The sequence below is a fragment of the Chryseobacterium sp. JJR-5R genome (assembly GCF_034047335.1).
Taxonomy (GTDB): domain Bacteria; phylum Bacteroidota; class Bacteroidia; order Flavobacteriales; family Weeksellaceae; genus Chryseobacterium.
Genome location: NZ_CP139137.1, coordinates 2,100,664 through 2,121,296 on the forward strand (window position 1 = coordinate 2,100,664; position 20,633 = coordinate 2,121,296).

Sequence of the window (20,633 nt, forward strand, 5' to 3'; positions counted from 1 at the left end):
AAAAATTCAATGTTTAAGGTTTAGACTGAGTTTAAACCTTAAACTTAAGACCTTAAACCTTGAACCAAAATAATGGCAAACTTAAAAGAAATACGAGGCAGGATTACGTCAATTTCATCTACGATGCAGATTACACGTGCTATGAAAATGGTTTCAGCTGCGAAACTGAAAAAGGCACAGGATGCAATCGTCATGTTAAGACCTTATTCTGAAAAACTTCAGGAGCTTATCCAGAATGTAAATTCAAGTTCGGATCCTGATCAGATTTCTGTGTATGCTCAGAAAAGAGAAGTAAAAAAGGTGCTTTTCATCGCTGTTACTTCAAACAGGGGACTGGCTGGTGCTTTCAATTCTTCCATCGTAAAAGAGCTTAACATACAGTTTCAGAACAATTCCCAACATGAGATTGAAGTTCTTACAGTAGGTAAAAAGGCTTTTGATGCCGTAAGAAGAAACCGTACCGTATATGCCAATGCAAGCTCGGTTTTTGATAATCTGAATTTTGACATCGTTGCAAACGTTACCGAAGGGGTAATGACCAGCTTCAGGGAAGGGAAATTTGACGAAGTTTATGTAATTTACAATAAATTTGTCAATGCAGCGACTCAGGAAGTAACCACAGAGCAGCTTCTTCCGATCTCTATGCCGGAAACGACGGAACCTCAGGTGGAAACAGATTATATCTTCGAGCCGAACAGGAAGGAAATCCTTGATAACCTGATTCCTAAATCAATTAAGACACAGGTATTCAAAGCTGTGCTGGATTCTGTTGCATCAGAACACGGAGCGAGAATGACGGCTATGCATAAAGCAACAGACAATGCTCAGGAACTGAAAAATGATCTTGTGATCTTCTACAACAAAGCGAGACAGGCTGCCATCACAAACGAAATCCTTGAAATCGTTTCGGGAGCGGAAGCCCTGAAAAACTCATAAGCATTTATTTTAATATAAATATAAAGCATCGTGTACCGCGATGCTTTTTTTGTTACTTTTATTTTGTCTATCTTTGCCATTACAAATTTTATATTAATTTCTAAATGGACTCGGACATAGTCAGGCTTTTGCTAGCCTTATTTCTTGTTTTACTAAATGGCTTTTTCGTAGCCGCAGAATTTTCAATTGTTAAAGTTCGTTACTCACAGATACAGATCAAAGCCGCAGAAGGGAACTCTATGGCAAAGCAGGCGGAACATATCATCAAGCACCTTGATGAATACCTGTCGGCCACACAGCTGGGGATCACACTCGCTTCGCTTGCCCTAGGTTGGGTAGGGGAAAGTGCCCTTCACCACGTGGTTCAGAATATTTTCAGTTCCTTAAGCATAGATTTGGCTGAGACTACCATTACCACCATTTCCGTGGTAACCAGCTTTGTGTTGATTACCGTGATGCACATTGTATTCGGTGAGCTTATTCCAAAATCAATAGCCATCAGGAAATCGGAAGCTACGACAATGGCTACTGCTGTGCCTTTGAGGGTTTTTTATACCGTTTTCAAGCCGTTTATCTGGCTGATGAATTTGATGTCAAACACCTTTTTAAGATTGGTTAAGATCCATCCGGCTTCAGAACAGGAAATTCACTCAACGGAAGAATTGCAGCTTTTGGTAAAGCAGAGTGCCGACAGTGGGGAGATTGAAGAAGAGAACTACGAAATCATCAAGAATGCATTTGACTTTACAGATCATTCCGCAAAGCAGATCATGGTTCCGCGCCAGAACATTACGTCCATGGACTTTGAAGAAGATGTGAATGAGATCATCAACAAAATCATGGACAGCGGATATTCGCGTATTCCCGTATATGTAGATTCTATAGATAATATAATCGGTATTTTATACACCAAGGAAATTATCAGGGAATTTGTCAAGAGAAAAGGAGAACTGAATCACGACGACCTGAGAGAACTGATGCGGGATGCATTTTTCGTGGTCGGAAGTAAGAAAATTTCCGATTTATTAAAAATATTCCAGCAGAAAAAGCAGCATTTGGCGATTGTTATCGACGAGTTTGGCGGAACCGAAGGCATTATTACCCTTGAAGATATCCTCGAAGAGCTGGTAGGGGAAATTCAGGACGAAGAAGATGATGAAGAAAAGATCGTTGATAAAATAGGCGATGATACGTACTGGATCCAGGCTACGCAGCCATTGGACGAGATCAATGAATTCTTACCTGTAAAACTTCCGCTTCCTGAAGAAAGCGAATACAATACCCTGGCCGGATTTATTCTGCATGCCCTGGAAGATATTCCGGAAGAGAACCAGGAGTTTGCCCTTGAAAACTACCACTGTAAAATCCTGAAAATGAATAATAAAAGCGTGGAGATGGTTGAGCTGGTCTATCAGGAACCCAATGACGTCAGTGACCAGGCAGAAAAAATAGGAGAGGTTTAATATAAGAAGCAATACAATGATTTTTTATAACAGTATAAAAGATTACGAAGATCCGAAACGCCAGTACGAAGAAGAGGTACTTGTTTTGGATGAAACAGATGAAATCTACAAGCTGGTTTTGCATAATGACGACATCCATACCTTTGATTATGTCATTGACAGTCTGATCGAAATATGCAGGCACACGCCGGAACAGGCAGAACAATGTACTATGCTGGTTCATTTTAAAGGCAAGTGTACCGTAAAAACAGGGGCAATGGACCTTCTGAAACCCATGCATGAAAAATTGCTGTCACGCGAACTGACCAGCGAAATAATATAGCATACAGCCCTGACCGTTGGTCGGGGCTATTTGTTTTCTCAATCATCGATACCCATTAAACACTACATTTTACAATCTCCGTTGTTACATCTTGTCTAAAACAGTATATTTGTAAAAACTATAAAGAAACAAAAAACAATGCTTGTAATAGGAATTGCCGGGGGTACCGGATCCGGCAAAACTACAGTTGTTGATAAGATTATCCAGCAGCTTGATATCGAAGGAATGAACATCCTTTCCCAGGATAATTATTATCACGACAATCATAATTTGACGCTTAACGAAAGAGAAGCCCTGAATTACGACCATCCGAAGTCCATAGATTTCGAACTGATGCTCAAACATGTAAAAGCATTGAAAAACAATGAAACGATAGAGCAGCCTATTTACAGCTTTGTTACCCATTCCAGAACCGGAGACCATGTAAAAGTGGAGCCTAAAAATGTACTGGTGGTAGAAGGGATCCTGGTTCTTACCAATAAGGAATTATTAAAGGAATTTGACCTCAAAGTGTTTGTTCATGCAGATTCAGACGAAAGGCTGATCAGAAGGATCAGAAGGGATACCCAGGAAAGGGGGCGCGACCTGAATGAAGTGCTTCACCGCTACCAGACCACTTTAAAACCGATGCATCAGGAATTTATCGAGCCTTCAAAAAATGAAGCCGATCTGATTATCCCGAACATGAGGCAGAATTCAGTAGCCATTGATTTTTTAACAACCGTTATCAAAAATTCGCTGAGGAAACATTAAAATGAAAGAAAACAACCTTATTAAAGATATTCAGCCTAAATCTGAGACCATTAAACTTATTCAGGAGTATGTCCTGAACAAATATACCATTACCATCTGCCTGTTCCTGATCTGGATGGTTTTCTTTGATAAGACTTCTTTTCTCGTTATCAATGAACTGAACGGCGAAATCGATAAATACGAAGAACAGCTTCAGTATTATAAAACAGAATACGAAAAAAATGATGCTTTTTATAAAAAGCTGATGAACAATAAATCTGAAAAAGAAAAATACGCAAGGGAAAACTATTTCATGAAAAAACCGAACGAAGAGATCTTTATTCTGGTCGTGGACAGTACAAATATTGCGAAAAAATAGTTTGGCAGCATAAAGGACGGCTCAGATTCAATTTATTGGCAACCATTCACAAATTTTAAACAAGACTATGTCAGATACAGCCTGGGAAAATTTAGTAAAAAAACAGCTTAAGACAGAAGATATATACTCCGTTCTTACCAAAGAAAACCTGGAAGGAATCGAGGTAAAACCCTTTTACGATTCAGTTTCCGATCCTTTGGTAAACCTGCCTAGAATTGAAGAAAGTACCCATCTGGTAGCAAGGTATCATGAAAGCTTGGAAGAGGATGTTTTCGCATTCCTTCTGGACCATAATGTTGAAAACCTTGAGCAGAAGGCAATATTTGTGAACGATGTTGATCTCGCTGGACACATCAGTCCGAAAGAAGAAGACCAGTATTTTTCTCTGATTGACGTTTTTGATGAAAAAAAAGCGGAGATTGATGACCAGCTGGTGAAAGAATTACGGGCGAAACAATTCAGGAGGAATATCTGTATTGATATTTCCCTTCACCAGAATGCCGGTGCCTCCATCTGCCAGCAGTTGGCAATTGCTCTGGCAAAGACGAAAGAATTAACGGAACTTTACGGCCCTGAAATTTTAGAGAAGCTGATCTTCAGGATCGCCGTGGGAGGAAATTATTTCTTCGAAATGGCAAAATTAAGAGCCTTTAAAATCATCTTTAATCAGTTTTCAAAAGAATATGATTTGGATGAGATTCCTTATATTTTCGCAGAAACTTCATTGAGGAACAAAGCCGTTTCAGATCATGAAAATAACCTGATCCGTTCCACCCTGGAACTGGCTTCCGCCATGATTGGCGGTGCCGATGCCGTATTCAGCAACAATTACCTGGTGGATGAAAGCACGGATATTTCTGAAGAAATTTCATTCAAACAGCAGATTGTCTTGGCCTATGAAAGCATTATCAATGTTTTTGAAGATGCCTCCAACGGCAGCTATTATGTGGAAGATGTGACACGGCAAATGGCTGAAAAATCATGGGCTCTGTTTGTTGAAATGGAAGAGGCAGGCGGTTATCTGGAGCTTCTGAAGCAGGGAGTTATCCAGAAAAAAATCTATGACCATGCTGTTGAAGAACAGAAATGGGTGGAAGAAGGGAAAATAAAACTGATCGGGGTTAACCTGTACCCTAAATCAAACGTTAAAAAGTCTGTGGAAGAGCTTTACAGTGAAAAGGAAATTAAAGCGGTCCGCTGGGCTGAAATGTTTGAATAATAATCATGAAAGAAAAGCTGGCCGATCTGTTTGAATATACCTGCCATTTCAATAAAGAAATGATTGCGGTTATTTCTGAGAATATTTCCGGAATTGAAGAAAAAATAATCAGCCTGATTAATCACACGCTGAATGCCCAGCAGGTCTGGAACTCCCGAATCTTAGGAGAAGCACCTTTTGAAGTCTGGCAGGTCAATCCTTTTGAAACGCTGGAACAAATCAATCATCTGAATTTTAAAAAAAGCATCGGGATTCTTAATGATTTCGATCTTGATCAGAAAATTGCGTATCATAATTCCAAAGGGACAGAATTTGAAAATACCGTTTTTGAAATGCTTTTTCAGGCTATCAATCATTCCACCTATCACAGAGGACAGATCAACTCTTTATTAAAACAGAACGGCATCGAACCTTTGCTGACTGATTATATTTTTTATAAAAGATAGATTTTAAATATTTCACGTTAATTTTTGAAATCTGTGGAAAACAAACTGCTGAATAAAGAAATCCAGGAATACATCCATGCAAATCTGAATACAGATCTGCATGCATTGCTGCTTAAAAAATCTCCGTTTCCGGAGTTCTCCATGCAGGAAATCGTTCAGCAGATCAAAGGGAAGCAGGTAGCACAGAAGAAGTTTCCGTTTCTGCTTAAAGACGGCATTATTTTTCCGCCGCAGCTTAATCTGGAGCAGTCGTCTTCAGAAAAAACCGCCCGGCATAAAGCTGAAATCCTTCACGGTAAAAAGTTTATCGACTTAACAAGCGGATTTGGTATTGATGCCTATTATCTGTCCCGTAATTTTGAAGACGTAACGCTTGTTGAGCAAAATACGGAACTTTTGAAAACCGTAGAGCATAACTGGTCCGTTTTAGGAAGAAAAGCGGCTTTTATCAATCAGAAGCTGGAAGATTTCCTTCAGCAGAACAAAGAAAAATTTGACGTTGTTTATCTTGATCCTGCCCGCAGAGACACGCATAAAAATAAAGTTTTCCTGCTGGAAGATTTATCGCCGGACATTCTGGAAATTCAGGGGAAACTACTCGCTGTTTCAGACCAGGTAGTAATTAAGCTGTCTCCGCTGATCGATCTGAAATATCTTGTTTCGGTATTACCGTACCTGTTCAGGATTGATATTATTGCCGTGAAAAATGATGTGAAGGAAGCGGTTGTTTTTCTTTCCAAAGATAAATCAGGTGAACCTCTGTGTCATTGTATTAATTTAGAAAGCGCAGAACCGGATTTCAGCTTCACGTTCGGAGAAGAAAAAAATGCCTTATCAGCATATTCCGATCCCGAAAGCTTTATTTACATTCCCAATCATTCCGTTTTAAAAGCAGGTGTCTTTAATTTGATTTCAGAAAGATTTGCCCTGAAGAAACTCCATCCGAATACCCATATTTATACATCGCATCACAAGGCTGAAGGCTTTCCGGGAAGAGTGCTTGAAATGGAAGTTGTTGATGCCAAACAGATTAAAAAGAAAAGCCGGTACAATATTATTTCAAAAAACCATCCTCTGACACCGGAACAGATCAGGAAAAAGTACAGCCTAAAAGACGGCGGGGAAAACTACCTTATCTTTACACAATCCGTAAAAGGGAAAATAATTTTAAAATCAGTCTAAAAATGTTGCCGTAAAATGCATTATTTCTTAATTTTGGGCAATTAAAAATTAAACATGAAATCGTTTGCCGTTAAAATAGATACTTACTGCAATAATGCGATTCCATATGACCTTTAAAAAATAAATTTTACATATGAAAAAATTAGTTATCTGTTTAGCCGTTGCTGCTGTTGCCGTAAGCTGTAAGAAAATCCAGGCTGGCGGAAATAAAGACGTTATCAAGCTGGAAGAAGGAGTAGACCGGTATTCTGACGATGAGCAGACAAGCGGCGAGCAGGATAATCTTTCCGACTACAGGGGAGACGCACACGACGGGCATGAAACGCCTGTAAAAACAGATACTGCAGGTGCACCGGCACATAAGCCGGAAGACGGAAGGCATTCTGATGCCACTCCTATACCAGAGGGATCCCAGACTCCGAAGGCTGAACACTAATTACTGAAAATACAAAAAATGTCCTGCAGAAATGCAGGACATTTTTTTTTGATCCCCCTTTATTCATTGTTTTATGTCCATGGTCATAACGATTCAGGAAAATTATCTGATTTTGTTTGTTCCTGAGGGGCAATTTTTTTACTTTTAGCAAAATAAAATTTTAGAATGCAAGAGACCTTAAATTACATCAACGAAAACAAACAGCGTTTCGTGGATGAGTTATTTGAATTGTTGAGAATCCCTTCTATTTCTGCAGATCCTGCCTACAAAGATGATGTACTGAAATGTGCCGACGTTGTAGCCGGATACCTTAAAGATGCCGGTGCTGACCATGTGGAAGTCTGCCAGACAAAGGGATATCCTATCGTATATGGAGATAAAATTTTAAACGCAAACCTTCCGACAGTGTTGGTATATGGCCATTATGATGTTCAGCCCGCAGATCCGCTGGAATTGTGGACCAAACCTCCTTTCGATCCCTATATTGAGAAAACTGAGCTTCACCCTGACGGAGCAATTTTTGCACGCGGTTCTGCAGATGACAAAGGCCAGTTTTTTATGCATCTTAAAGCTTTTGAAGCCATGATGAAAACCAATACGCTTCCCTGCAATGTTAAATTTATTTTAGAAGGTGAAGAGGAAGTGGGGTCAGTAAGCCTAGGGGATTTTGTTAATGATAACAAGGAAAAGTTAGCCTGCGACTGCATCCTGATTTCAGATACGCATATTTACAGCAACGAGCAGCCGACGGTTACTACAGGATTAAGAGGTTTAAGCTATGTGGAAGTTGAAGTGGAAGGTCCGAACAGAGACCTGCACTCCGGTCTGTACGGAGGCGCAGTTCCGAACCCGATCCATGTGCTTTCCAGAATGATCGCCAATCTGATTGATGAGGACGGACATATCACCATTGACGGCTTCTATGACAATGTAGAAGCAGTTTCCAAAGCAGACAGAGCTGATATGAATAAGCTGAAAGACAATCCTGAAGAATTCAGAAAATCCATCGGATTAAGTGGTGTGGAAGGCGAAAAAGGATATACCACACTTGAAAGAACCTCCATCCGTCCTACACTGGACTGTAACGGAATCTGGGGCGGCTATATCGGGGAAGGAGCGAAGACCGTGATCCCTTCCAAAGCTTTTGCCAAAATTTCCATGCGTTTGGTGCCGTATCAGACGCCGGAAGAAATCACAGAGAAATTCACAGCCTATTTTAAGAAAATCGCTCCGGATAATGTGAAAGTGAAAGTAACGCCGCATCACGGAGGCATGCCATACGTTTTACCTACCGCAACCAAAGAATTCTCAGCCGCAAAACAGGCGATGGAAACCGCTTTCGGAAAAGAAGTGCTTCCGTATAGAGGAGGCGGAAGTATTCCCATTACGGCCATGTTTGAGCAGGTATTGGGTGCTAAATCCGTTTTAATGGGATTTGGGTTGGACTCAGATGCGATTCATTCCCCGAATGAACATTACGGACTGTTCAATTTCTATAAGGGTATTGAAAGTATTCCGCTGTTTTTTGAGAATTATGTGAAGTAAAAACAATTTTAATCCCTAAAAAGAGATTTTAATGTTAAAAAATTTTTGTTATTCAGTAAAAAAAAATATCTTTACTGAATAACAATAATAGATATTATGAAAAAAATTTTTACATCTTTAGCTGCATTAATATTTGCAGGAACTGCTTTTGCTCAGGTGATTACACAAAGTTCTACGCCTACTACAGTTAGTGCTACAGGTTCAGTTGCCTGTGGTAGCCAGGCAAACGGCTATACTGCTGATAATGCTTATATGAGGGTTTTTAAATTGTCAGATTACGGGATTAATTACACGTACAAAATTACCAATGTTGCTTTTGGAGTTCAGACGGCTAACTCTTCATTTCCGGTTGAAGTAAATGTTTACAACTGGACAGGAGGGACATTTCCGACAGGAACTGCTACTTTATTGGGAACTTCAAACGTGAATATTACCACTGCAAGTGCTGGTACAGTAGTAAATACAGGGACCGCGTTAAATGCTAATGTTCCAACGGGTGGTACTTTTGTCGTTGAAATTTATCATGACGGTGATGTAACCCCTCCACAGTCTTTCTATATGGGAACAAATGCAGGTGCACAGACAGGTCCGTCATATCTTTCCTCTGAAACATGTGGTATATTGACACCTACAGCAACGGGCACAGGCGGATTGGCTGCATTTTCAACAGCCAGATGGGTAATGACTGTTACAGGACAGAATGCTACTTTAGGAACAACTGAAGTTATTAATTCAAGAGATCTTCAGATTTATCCGAATCCGGTTAAAGAAGTTCTTAAATTTAAATTTGCTAATAATTTAAAATCCGAGTCTATTGAAATTCATGATATGAATGGCAGGGTAATAACTTCAATTTCTAATAATAAGAATGTTAATGAAGTAAATATGTCAGCTTATACAACCGGTAATTATATACTGAGAGTAAAGGCAAGCGACGGTAAAGTATATATCCAGAAAATCATTAAAGAATAATTGCTGACAAATGTTAGTTAGTAAAAACGCTCCGATTGGAGCGTTTTTCTTATTTTTAGGAACTAAATCTAAAATTATGATAGAAAATAAAGTTGCTTATATTACAGGCGGAACAAAAGGAATCGGTTTCGGGATTGCAAAGATTTTACTTGAAAACGGTGCTTCAGTAGCATTTTCGGGAAGGCAGAAAGAAGAAGTGGAAAAAATAGAACTGGAACTGAAACAATATTCAGATCATATTCTGGGCATCGTTTCCGATGTAAAGAGCCTTGAAAGTGAAGTAGAAGCTGTCAATCGCATCAAAGAAAAATTCGGGAAGCTGGATTTTGTCATTGCCAATGCAGGAATGGGCGTTTTCAAGCCGGTGGACCAGTTGACGGCAGAAGAATGGAATGACATGATTGAAACCAATCTGACAGGCGTTTTCTACACACTGAAAGCTTCCGTGGAAGAACTGAAAAAAACGGAAGGGTACTACATTACCATTGCCAGCCTGGCAGGTGCGAATTTCTTTGAAAACGGATCAGGATATAATGCTTCAAAATTCGGAGTGGTGGGCTTTACCCAGGCTGCCATGATCGATTTAAGGAAGTATAACATCAAATCAACGGTTATTATGCCCGGTTCCGTAGCTACCCATTTCAATGGAAACGTCCCGTCAGATAAAGATGCCTGGAAAATCCAGCCGGAAGATATGGGCAATCTGGTTCTGGACATTTTAAAAATGAATCCTAGGGTTTTACCCAGCAAGATTGAATTCAGGGCAACGAAGCCGGCCAACTGAAACATCTAATGCGCTGAATAATAAATTCATAAGTATTATGCATGCATAATATATTTTTTATTTATATTAGCAGGAGAAATTTAAATAAAAACCCGGTATAAAATACAGGGTTTATACTGAAAGAGACAACAGAAAAGTATACATGAAACCGAAATGTTTCATAGCGCAACGAAAAATTTAAAACAACATATATGAAAATATTAGTTTGTATAAGTAGTGTTCCGGATACTACTTCCAAAATTAACTTTACAGCAGATAAATCTGCTTTCGACAAAAACGGTATTCAGTGGGTGATCAACCCGTTAGATGAGTTTGCACTTACCAAAGCCGTTAAGCTTCAGGAATCACAGGGTGCTACGGTAACGGTAATCAATGTAGGGGATGCTGTTACGGAACCGGTTATCAGGAAAGCGCTGGCCATCGGGGCCAATGATGCGGTAAGGGTGAACCTTGACCCCAAGGACAGCTATTCTACAGCAAAAGAAATCGCTGCCGTGGCTCAGAACGGCGGCTACGATCTTATTCTTTGCGGTAAAGAATCCCTTGATTACAACGGAGGTTCTGTTCCGGGAATGGTAGCACAGCTGCTGAACCAGCCTTTTGTAAATGCATCCGTAGGTCTTGATATAAACGGAACTGAAGCAACAGCCGTAAGAGAAATTGAAGGCGGGAAAGAAACCATCTCCGTAAAATTACCGGCAGTTATTGCAGGGCAGAAAGGGCTGGTGGATGAAAAAGATCTGATCATCCCGAATATGAGAGGAATTATGTCAGCAAGGACAAAACCTTTGCAGGTGGTGGAAGCCACTTCTTCTGAAGTGAAAGTTCAGGGTGTTTCCTATGACAGCGTTCCGCCGAGGGCAGCCGTGAAAATGGTTTCTCCGGATAATCTGGATGAACTGGTAAGATTGCTTCACGAAGAAGCGAAGGTAATCTAAAAGTTGGAAGCCGGAAACTCAGAAAAAGGAAGTTTTAATTCAGCTTTTGATTTCCATCTTTTCAATTATTAAATTTTTTAATCTTTAAATTAATTTAAAATGGCAGTATTCGTATACGCAGAAAATATAAACGGAGTTTACAAAAAAGCGGCTTTTGAAGCGGTTTCCTATGCCAGATCGGTAGCAGATCAGACAGGTGAAACGGTTACGGCAATTTCTGTAAACCCTACGGATTCTTCAGATTTATTGTATAAATACGGAGCATCGAATGTAATCAATATCAAAGACGAAGGTCTTAAAAACTTCTCGGCAAAAGCTTATGCACAGGCTGTAAAAGAAGTGGCAGACGGAAACATTATTGTTTTTCCTCACACCACCGATGCTTCCTCCATTGCTCCGATGCTGGCAGTAATGAACGGCTATTCTTTAATTACCAATGTCCTGGAAGCTCCGGAAAGCGTTGCTCCGCTTCAGGTGAAGAGAAGGGCATTTTCAGGAAAAGGGTTTATGTATGCCAAAGCGGAAGGAACAGGTGTGATCATCACCGTTTCACAGAATGCTTTCGGAGTTAAGGAAAATCCGGTTTCAGGTTCTGAAGAAGTAAAGGAATTATCTGTTGCCAATGAAGATACGAAAGTAATTTCTCATGAACAGAGTTCAGGGAAATTAGATCTTAAAGAAGCGGAAATCGTCGTATCTGCAGGAAGAGGGATGAAAGGTCCTGAAAACTGGGGAATGATCGAAGACCTGGCAGGCGTTTTGGGAGCGGCCACGGCCTGTTCCAAACCGGTATCAGATATTGGATGGAGGCCCCATGCGGAACACGTAGGGCAGACCGGTAAATCCATTGCCCCGAATCTGTATATTGCAGTAGGGATTTCAGGTGCCATCCAGCACCTGGCAGGGGTAAATTCTTCCAAAACAATCGTTGTCATCAACAGTGATGCTGAATCCCCGTTTTACAAATCGGCAGATTACGGTGTTGTAGGGGATGCTTTTCAGATTATTCCTGCTTTAACAGAGAAGATCAAAGCACTTAAAGGATAAAATACCATTATTGCATTTGCCTTTCAGATCAGTAATGAATTTAAAATCATAATGAAGTTAATTCACGTATAAAAGCCCTTCCCGGGCTTTTATTTTTGCTTAAAAAGTAAAAAAAATTTTGAAAATTAATCTATATTTGTAGCCATGGATTATAAACAGCTAATTATTCGCGGAATATCGTACAGCCAGACTCAATCCGGGGCGTACGCATTGTTATTGGAACATGAAGAAACACACATAAAATTACCTGTTGTTATAGGGAATTTCGAGGCGCAATCCATTTCCCTCGGTCTTGAGAAAGACATTCATCCGCCCCGTCCTCTTACCCATGATTTGTTTACAAAATTTATCGTTTCTGCCAATTATGAGCTGGTGTCTGTAATTATCTATCAGATTGTAGACGGCGTGTTCTTTTCAAATATCAATTTTAAAAATAAAAGCAACGAAGAAGAGCTGATTCTTGATGCCAGGACCTCTGATGCGGTGGCCATGGCCGTAAGGTTCGATGCCCCGATTTTCACTACCCAGCAGGTGCTCAACGAAGCCGGGATCCTCTTGGAACTGGAAGATGCATCCAAAGAAGAACAGCCGTTTTCAGAAACGGTTCAGTCTGAAGATAATTTAAAATCCGTTTCCATGGAAGAGCTTCAGAAATTACTGGAGGAAGCCGTAAAAGAAGAAGACTTTGATACCGCCCTGGAGATCCAGGAAGAAATCAAAAGAAGAAAAAAGAAAATCGATTAAGATACTATATATACAATGAGTTTAAAATTACGATTGACCGTCCTTAGTTTTCTTCAGTTCTTCGTTTGGGGAGCCTGGCTGATTACCATAGCGAATTTCTGGTTCGGCACAAAACACTGGGATGGTGCACAGTTCGGTGCTGTTTTCGGAACCATGGGGATTGCTTCCATTTTTATGCCGACTATTACCGGAATTATTGCCGACCGGTGGATCAATGCGGAACGTATTTTTTCAGTTTTACATATACTTTACGGGATCGTACTTTTCATTCTTCCCCATTCAGCAGATCCTGATTCCTTTTTTTATACCATGCTTCTGGCCATGTGCTTCTATATGCCGACCATTGCCCTTGCTAATTCCATTTCCTATACAATTCTTAAGAACAGTGATCTTGATGTGGTTAAAGATTTTCCGCCGATCCGTGTCTGGGGAACCATCGGGTTTATTGTGGCGATGTGGATTACCAATCTTACCGGAAATAAAGCTACGGAAGGCCAATTCTATATTGCCGGAGGCGTGGCGGTCTTCTTAGGGATCTATGCCCTGACATTGCCAAAATGCCCGCCGCAGAAACTGATTGATAAAGATGCTCCTTTAACGGAACAGTTAGGGCTTAATGCCTTTAAACTGTTTAAAGATTATAAAACCGCATTGTTTTTCCTGTTCTCTATGTTGCTGGGCGCTGCGTTACAGCTGACGAATGCTTACGGAGATGTTTTCCTGAGTGAGTTTGAACATTTCCCGAAATATTCCGACTCTTTTGTTGTACAGAGGTCAACCATTATTATGTCGATCTCCCAGGTTTCCGAGACATTATTTATATTGGCGATTCCTTTCTTTTTAAAACGGTACGGGATTAAAAAGGTAATGCTGATTTCAATGTTCGCGTGGGTGTTGAGATTCGGTTTTTTTGCATACGGAATTCCTGAAGGATACGGATTAAGCTTAATTGTTCTCTCGTGTATTGTGTACGGGATGGCATTCGATTTCTTTAATATTTCGGGATCTCTTTTTGTGGAAACTACTACAGATAAAAAAATCCGTTCTTCAGCACAGGGACTGTTTATGATGATGACCAATGGTTTCGGAGCTGTTTTCGGAAGTTATGCAGCAGGCTGGGCAATTGATAAATTCTTTACCCATAAATTTACCACGGCATTGTCTCTGTCTACATATTTAGAGACCACGCCTGATAATCCTACTTTTTTGGAAATTCTGAAAAAGAGTTTCAATGCAGTCGTTAATCCGGACGGTACCCTGTCATCAGCTGTTATGGTAAAAGACTGGCATAATATCTGGCTTTCATTTGCAGCATATGCCTTGATTCTGGCTGTTCTGTTTGCTGTTCTGTTCAGGCATAAACACAACCCGGCAGAAATTTCGGAAATCAAACATTAATTTTATATCATTAATAACTGATAAATTAAATTGCATTTTTTTAAAAGTGCAATTTTTTTTGTCTTTAAGGCAACCTTTTAGAAAATAGTGCGTCTTACAGATAGAAACTGAAACATGAGGAATCTGGAAAAGAATTTTAAACTGGCAAAAGAACAGGACCGAAGAGGGCAGAAAGCTCTCTACGAAATGTTTTCAGCAAAAATGCTGGCCATTGCAAATTCTTATGTCAACAACATCCACGATGCAGAAGATATCCTGATGAATTCCTTTTTTATCTGCTTTTCTAAAATTGACGACTGCAGGGAATGGAAAAGCTTCCAGTTCTGGCTGAGGAAGATTGTGGTGAATAATGCCATCAACTTTATCCGCAAAAGTAAGAATATTCTGTATACTGATGTAGAAGTTGAAGAAATTGGAAATGTTGACCAGACTTGGGACGAAGAAGAAATGGAGGAACTTAATATGGAAGAGATCTTTTCTGAAATGCCGGACGGCTACAGGCTGATTTTTAACCTGTATGTTTTCGAAGAGAAAAAGCATCACGAAATTGCAGAAATCCTGAATATTTCTGAAGGCACCAGCAAAAGCCAGCTGAGCAAATCTAAAAAATGGATTGTAGATTTTTTAAAAAAAAGAAAAGATGAAAAAAAATATGCTGAATAAATGGAAGTCTGATTATGAAGGACTCGAAATAAAACCTTCAGCAGATCTCTGGGACAGGCTGGATCATCAACTGGACAGTCATCAGAAAAGCGAACCCAGGTCTTACGGGCAATGGTGGAAGTATGCTGCCATCATATTCCTGATGATTTCTGTGGGAACGGTGATTTATTTTAATGGATATAAAAACAGGATTGATGATAAACAAACAAAGGTAATGGCAAAAAAAGTCTTTAAGAATAAAATAAACCCGGTAAATGTAGATTCTGAGCGCCAGAATACACTTCCAAATCAGGAAGTTCTTGAAGGAAAAACAGATCAAGTCATAGCAAAAGTTACGGAAAATAACAATCCTGAAATTCCTGTTCAGAAGAAAGAAGAAATAAGGAATCAGGACCGGGATCAATCCCAGACTCAGGTTTTCGTACAGCATCATACAGACAAGGCGCTGCCTGAAATCATCATCAATAAAAATGAAAAAGCAGCAGAATTTACTCAGAATCCTGTTGTTTTAGCAGAAACAAAAAAAGCAAAACCGGGTTACATCAATGCAGATGAACTTCTTCTGGGAAGGGAATTTGAAAAAACCCGCGAGAATACAGCTAAGGAAGAAAGGAAATTTGGCGTATTCAGATTGAAAAAAGTCGTTCCGAATGTAGACAATGTCACCGTCCTGGGTGTGAAAGTTTACATCGATCCAAAATAAATATCAGACATTTTAAAAATTATAATACTGTTCATATAAAAGAGCAGTGCCTAACCTTGACTAAAAGTTAAAAAACATATGAAAACTAAATGGGCATTAATGACTGCCGTACTGGCATTTTCCTACACTTTTGCACAGGAAAGACCGATGAGTCCGCAATTAAAAAGCTACTCGAAAAAAGTTGACAGCATTGTGGTTTCAGAAAAAATGAAAATGAATACCGAGCTGGATGAACTGGATAAAAACTATAAGGAGAAAAAAATAACCTCCGATGAAAAGCAGAAGCAGAGAACAGAAATTGCGGGGAAGTATGAAGAAATTATCAATGATAAGATAACCGCTCAGCAGGCAGATCTTGAAACAGCCACCCGGGAAACAGTAAAGGATATCGTGATGGGAAAATCAGGAGATCAGTCACTGGATCTTTTCTCTCAGAATAATGCCGTGCTTACCCTAAAATCATCCCGCGACAGGACGATTAAAGAACTTCTGAACACCTTCAATTTTAATGTCAGTTATGGTATCATGAATCTTACCCGGTCGGCTTCATCACTGGCCATCGGTAATGATGAATCCCGGATTAAAGTAGGCCGGTCCGGTTCTTCGCAACTGGAATTCAGATTAACCCGGCAGTTGGGATCCTTAACATCCCCGGTATTCTACAGAATCGGTTTAGGATACAGATTAGATGTCCTTGCACCGGAAAAGCCGAAAGTATTTGTACAGGACGGTAAACATGAACTTTATGTAACAGACTTCCAGGGCGGAACTCTGAGAAAATCCTATCTCAGAAACTATTATGCTGTAGTGCCTTTGGATTTTGTTTTTGTCCTGAATCCAAAATATACGGTTGAGAACAATGAAAGAATGCTTGATAATTCTAGAGGGAATTTAAGGTTTACTGCAGGGATTTACGGTGGCATCAGGGCCTCCACACAGAACTATATATTTTATAAGGATGAAGAAGGTCATAAGGTAAAATACAGAGAAGAAGCATCTGATGCGCTCAACAGGTTCCTTTTCGGGGGGAAACTTTCACTGGGATACGGTGCATTAAATATTTTCATCAAAAAAGATTTTACGCCGATATTTAATGATCATGCAAAAATTAACAGTAAATACGGCATCCAGATAGGTTTGGAGCTTCTGTACATAGATTTTTAATATCAATGGATCATATAGCAAAACACATTTTTACGAATGTGTTTTTTTTTGTACTTTGGTGCTTTAAGAATTATGAAAAATATTCAGTTATTAGGTTTGTTGATGGTAGTCGTGGGAAGCTTTCTGCCCTTGGTTCACATTCCTGTTATAGGAAACTGGAACTACTGGAAACTTGATCATTTTCTGGCCGCCGCATGTTGGATTCTTTCTGCAGGCGCCTTATTCGGGATTGTAAACAACAGAACAGGAGCGGCAAGAATTTTTGCGGTTCTCCTGATTCTCCTGTTTTCATTTACCTTATTTGCCGTCAGGTATCAGGCTTCTGAGTATTTCAGCTTTATGCCTTTTGCATCATGGCAGGACAAGCTGGTCGGGATTGTAAAAATAAAGTGGGGCTGGATTGTAGAATTTTCAGGGGCTCTGATCATTATCCTGGCAAAAAATAACAAAGCGGACAGGTAATTCAGAACACTGAATAATTAAGTTTAAATTAAAAAGAATTAAAATAAATATATACTATACACATGAAAGAGGTATTCATTGTTTCCGCAGTAAGAACCCCGATGGGAAGTTTTATGGGAAGTTTATCAACAGTGCCAGCTACAAAATTAGGGTCGGTTGCGGTAAAAGGAGCACTAGACAAAATCGGCCTGGATGCGAAAGAGGTTCAGGAAATTTATATGGGGAACGTTTTACAGGCGGGAGAAGGGCAGGCCCCGGCCCGTCAGGTTGCCATAGGCGCAGGCCTTTCTGTTGAAACGCCTTCCACTACGGTAAATAAAGTATGTGCTTCAGGAATGAAAGCCGTAACCATGGCTGCCCAGGCCATCAAAGCCGGTGATGCAGACGTTATTGTGGCAGGAGGAATGGAAAACATGTCTTCCGTTCCGCATTATTACAATGCAAGGAATGCAACGAAATTGGGAGATATAAAAATGCAGGACGGAATGATGTTGGATGGCCTTACGGATGTTTATAACAAAATTCCTATGGGCGTCTGTGCAGAAAAATGTGCGGCAGACTATAATTTCTCAAGAGAAGATCAGGATCAGTTTGCTATTGAATCCTACACCAAAGCTGCCAAAGCATGGAGTGAAGGAAAATTTGCCGATGAGATTGTTCCGGTTGAGATCCCTCAGAGAAAAGGAGATGCCATCATTTTTTCTGAAGACGAAGAATACAAGGCCGTGAAATTTGATAAAATCCCTACACTTCCTACTGTTTTCAAAAAAGAAGCAGGCACGGTGACGGCAGCCAATGCCTCTACGATCAATGACGGTGCCTCTGCATTAATATTGGTTTCCGGAGAAAAATTAGAAGAATTAGGCCTTAAGCCACTGGCAAGAATTGTTTCTTATGCTGATGCTGCCCAGGCACCTGAAGATTTCACGACTGCACCGTCTAAAGCATTACCGATTGCGCTTAAAAAAGCAGGTCTGGAAATTGCAGATATCGATTTTTTTGAATTCAATGAGGCATTTTCTGTAGTTGGCCTTGCCAATAATAAAATTTTAGGGCTTGATGCATCTAAAGTAAATATCCATGGAGGAGCAGTAGCTTTGGGTCACCCGCTGGGAAGCTCAGGATCGAGAATAATCGTGACACTGATTAATATTTTAAAGCAGAACAACGGGAAATATGGTGCTGCAGCCATCTGTAATGGCGGTGGTGGTGCTTCTGCCATTGTTATTGAAAATATCCAGTAACTATTATAAATATGATACGATAAAAACATCCGGAAGTTCAGGCTTCCGGATGTTTTTTCTTTTCAGGCAGAAAAAATATCCTGAATGGTATGTACTAAAAACAAATAAAAGCAGTACAATAAATCTGATAAATCAGACCGGAAAAGCATCCGTATTTTAACACAACAATAAAATTTATCCTAAACAAAATAAAAACCACCGAATATGCGATGGTTTTTCTATTTTTGTGCTACTAATATATATTTGAAATGTCTGAAATTGAGCATCTGCAAACTCAAAACATAAAGAATAACCCGAAAATCATGAAAGCATGGGCAGTCTATGACTGGGCCAACTCGGTGTATTCTTTAGTTATTACTTCTACTATTTTCCCGATTTATTATTCCATTCTTACTACGGCCTACGAAAAGAAGGAGTACGTAGAGGAGACAAAAACCTGGATTGATGTACCGGTACGGCACATGATCAAAATTTTCGGGAAAGAATACCAGCCGGATGCCGTTTACGGATATTCACTGACCATCTCTTTTTTTATCGTTGTCCTGTTGTCGCCGTTTTTGTCTTCCCTGGCAGATACCATCGGAAATAAAAAATCTTTCCTTCAGTTTTTCTGTTACCTGGGAGCTACTTCATGTATGGGGCTGGCCATGTTTACCGGAATGCACAATGTCTTCCTGGGGCTGCTCTTCAGCATTACCGCCAGTGTAGGGTTCTGGGGAAGCCTGGTGTTTTATAATTCTTTCCTGCCGGATATTGCAACACGTGATAAGCAGGATGCACTCTCTGCAAAAGGGTATGTGTACGGATACATCGGTTCCGTAGTCCTGGTGGTCATCTGTTTATTGCTGATTCAGGTTTTTGCCAAAGGTCCGGAACAGCAGTTGTTGTTTACCAGGATCAGTTTTCTGTTTACCGGAGCATGGTGGTTCGGCTTTTCGCAGTATACCTTCAAGCATCTGCCTCAGTTTGGTGATGTAAAAGAAAAGCTTCCGAAAGACCTGGTTTTATTGAATTATAAAAACATTTTTCAAAAGCACGAAGACCAGGGAGGTTTCTTTGAAGTGTTGAAAGACAATATGAGCTTCTACAAAGACATTGCCAGAGAAAGTTTTCATGAACTCTTCAAAGTCGGAAAAGAACTTTTCAGACACAGGAACCTGAAATTCTTTTTATCAAGCTTCTTTTTTTACAGCGTAGGGATGCAGACGATTTTCCTGATGGCTACATTATTCGGGAAAAGCGAAATCAATCTTCCGCAGGATAAATTAATCGGGACGCTATTGATTATACAGATCGAAGCCATTATCGGGGCAGTGGTTTTCTCAAGATTATCAAGGAAAATAGGAAATAAAAACGTTATTTCAATTGCCATAGTTCTATGGATTGTTGCCTGTATCTGGGCATATTTCCTGAATAAGGAAAACCCAACTGTAGAATACCAGTTCTATGGGGTAGCAGCAGTGGTGGGTCTTGTCATGGGCGGCCTTCAGGCGATGTCACGTTCTACCTATTCTAAATTACTACCTGAAAATTCTATGGAAAATACAACATTTTTCAGCTTTTACGATGTTCTGGAAAAAATTGCCATCATTGTAGGAACCTTTGTTTTTGCTCTATTTATTGATAAATATGATGCACTGATCCGAATTTTTGCAAAGATTGACATCACGCTTCCTTCAGCATCCGGGATGAGGTTCGCCGCTTTCTCAATGGCACTGTTCTTTTTCGTAGGGCTGGTTTTGATCCGGTTCATGAAACTGAATACACAGAAAAAGTAATCAGAAAATAATCTTAAAAAGGACGCTTTAAAAGCGTCCTTTTTTTGTATAAGCCCATGGCAATATTGTATATATT

General features: G+C 39.9%; 22 protein-coding genes. All 22 read left to right on the plus strand.

Translation table 11 applies throughout. From position 1 onward, the window contains the following. The first annotated feature begins 72 nt into the window (after positions 1 to 72). The 22 genes from atpG to SD427_RS09395 all read left to right on the plus strand — a co-directional run bounded on the left by atpG (position 73) and on the right by SD427_RS09395 (position 20,557). Complete coding sequence (gene atpG / locus SD427_RS09290; protein WP_320560996.1) at positions 73 to 936, plus strand: ATP synthase F1 subunit gamma; 864 nt, start codon at positions 73 to 75, stop codon at positions 934 to 936. 104 nt (positions 937 to 1,040) lie between these two features. After that, positions 1,041 to 2,399, plus strand: coding sequence for a hemolysin family protein (locus SD427_RS09295; protein ID WP_320560997.1), 1,359 nt, complete (start codon positions 1,041 to 1,043; stop codon positions 2,397 to 2,399). A 16-nt stretch (positions 2,400 to 2,415) separates the two neighbouring features. Continuing rightward, positions 2,416 to 2,721: an ATP-dependent Clp protease adaptor ClpS gene (locus SD427_RS09300; protein WP_320560998.1), complete on the plus strand. Its 306-nt coding sequence runs from the start codon at positions 2,416 to 2,418 to the stop codon at positions 2,719 to 2,721. A gap of 138 nt (positions 2,722 to 2,859) precedes the next feature. After that, a complete protein-coding gene (udk, locus tag SD427_RS09305; protein WP_320560999.1) occupies positions 2,860 to 3,474 on the plus strand; it encodes a uridine kinase in 615 nt (204 codons plus the stop codon). Between the two features lies 1 nt (position 3,475). Further along, positions 3,476 to 3,832: an FtsB family cell division protein gene (locus SD427_RS09310; RefSeq protein WP_320561000.1), complete on the plus strand. Its 357-nt coding sequence runs from the start codon at positions 3,476 to 3,478 to the stop codon at positions 3,830 to 3,832. Between the two features lie 67 nt (positions 3,833 to 3,899). Further along, positions 3,900 to 5,051 carry a methylmalonyl-CoA mutase family protein gene (locus SD427_RS09315; protein ID WP_320561001.1) on the plus strand — a complete coding sequence of 384 codons (1,152 nt, stop codon included), beginning with the start codon at positions 3,900 to 3,902 and terminating at the stop codon, positions 5,049 to 5,051. A gap of 5 nt (positions 5,052 to 5,056) precedes the next feature. Further along, positions 5,057 to 5,497: a DinB family protein gene (locus tag SD427_RS09320; protein WP_320561002.1), complete on the plus strand. Its 441-nt coding sequence runs from the start codon at positions 5,057 to 5,059 to the stop codon at positions 5,495 to 5,497. A 33-nt stretch (positions 5,498 to 5,530) separates the two neighbouring features. Beyond that, a complete protein-coding gene (locus tag SD427_RS09325) occupies positions 5,531 to 6,679 on the plus strand; it encodes a class I SAM-dependent methyltransferase (protein ID WP_320557523.1) in 1,149 nt (382 codons plus the stop codon). Positions 6,680 to 6,812: 133 nt separating this feature from the next. Next, positions 6,813 to 7,115: a hypothetical protein gene (locus SD427_RS09330; protein ID WP_320557524.1), complete on the plus strand. Its 303-nt coding sequence runs from the start codon at positions 6,813 to 6,815 to the stop codon at positions 7,113 to 7,115. Positions 7,116 to 7,280: 165 nt separating this feature from the next. Continuing rightward, positions 7,281 to 8,660 (plus strand): dipeptidase, encoded by a 1,380-nt coding sequence (locus SD427_RS09335; protein WP_320557525.1) that lies wholly within the window; start codon positions 7,281 to 7,283, stop codon positions 8,658 to 8,660. A gap of 96 nt (positions 8,661 to 8,756) precedes the next feature. Next, positions 8,757 to 9,632: a T9SS type A sorting domain-containing protein gene (locus SD427_RS09340; protein WP_320557526.1), complete on the plus strand. Its 876-nt coding sequence runs from the start codon at positions 8,757 to 8,759 to the stop codon at positions 9,630 to 9,632. Positions 9,633 to 9,708: 76 nt separating this feature from the next. Further along, positions 9,709 to 10,416, plus strand: coding sequence for an SDR family oxidoreductase (locus SD427_RS09345; protein WP_320557527.1), 708 nt, complete (start codon positions 9,709 to 9,711; stop codon positions 10,414 to 10,416). Positions 10,417 to 10,607: 191 nt separating this feature from the next. Beyond that, positions 10,608 to 11,354: an electron transfer flavoprotein subunit beta/FixA family protein gene (locus tag SD427_RS09350; RefSeq protein ID WP_320557528.1), complete on the plus strand. Its 747-nt coding sequence runs from the start codon at positions 10,608 to 10,610 to the stop codon at positions 11,352 to 11,354. A 99-nt stretch (positions 11,355 to 11,453) separates the two neighbouring features. Further along, a complete protein-coding gene (locus tag SD427_RS09355) occupies positions 11,454 to 12,401 on the plus strand; it encodes an electron transfer flavoprotein subunit alpha/FixB family protein (protein ID WP_320557529.1) in 948 nt (315 codons plus the stop codon). A gap of 144 nt (positions 12,402 to 12,545) precedes the next feature. Continuing rightward, the gene (locus tag SD427_RS09360; protein WP_320557530.1) at positions 12,546 to 13,145 is read left to right on the plus strand and encodes a bifunctional nuclease family protein; all 600 of its coding nucleotides are present in this window, start codon (positions 12,546 to 12,548) and stop codon (positions 13,143 to 13,145) included. A 15-nt stretch (positions 13,146 to 13,160) separates the two neighbouring features. Next, positions 13,161 to 14,543 (plus strand): nucleoside permease, encoded by a 1,383-nt coding sequence (locus SD427_RS09365; RefSeq protein WP_320557531.1) that lies wholly within the window; start codon positions 13,161 to 13,163, stop codon positions 14,541 to 14,543. Between the two features lie 114 nt (positions 14,544 to 14,657). After that, positions 14,658 to 15,206 carry a sigma-70 family RNA polymerase sigma factor gene (locus SD427_RS09370; protein ID WP_320557532.1) on the plus strand — a complete coding sequence of 183 codons (549 nt, stop codon included), beginning with the start codon at positions 14,658 to 14,660 and terminating at the stop codon, positions 15,204 to 15,206. Continuing rightward, on the plus strand, positions 15,184 to 15,909 hold the full coding sequence (locus SD427_RS09375) for a hypothetical protein (protein ID WP_320557533.1): 726 nt from the start codon (positions 15,184 to 15,186) through the stop codon (positions 15,907 to 15,909). The genes SD427_RS09370 and SD427_RS09375 overlap by 23 nt, the downstream gene beginning before the upstream one ends. 78 nt (positions 15,910 to 15,987) lie before the next feature. Next, a complete protein-coding gene (locus tag SD427_RS09380; RefSeq protein ID WP_320557534.1) occupies positions 15,988 to 17,073 on the plus strand; it encodes a hypothetical protein in 1,086 nt (361 codons plus the stop codon). A gap of 72 nt (positions 17,074 to 17,145) precedes the next feature. Then, a complete protein-coding gene (locus SD427_RS09385; protein ID WP_320557535.1) occupies positions 17,146 to 17,535 on the plus strand; it encodes a hypothetical protein in 390 nt (129 codons plus the stop codon). Between the two features lie 62 nt (positions 17,536 to 17,597). Continuing rightward, on the plus strand, positions 17,598 to 18,779 hold the full coding sequence (locus tag SD427_RS09390) for an acetyl-CoA C-acyltransferase (RefSeq protein WP_320557536.1): 1,182 nt from the start codon (positions 17,598 to 17,600) through the stop codon (positions 18,777 to 18,779). Between the two features lie 248 nt (positions 18,780 to 19,027). Then, on the plus strand, positions 19,028 to 20,557 hold the full coding sequence (locus tag SD427_RS09395) for an MFS transporter (RefSeq protein WP_320557537.1): 1,530 nt from the start codon (positions 19,028 to 19,030) through the stop codon (positions 20,555 to 20,557). The last annotated feature ends 76 nt before the right edge of the window (positions 20,558 to 20,633 follow it).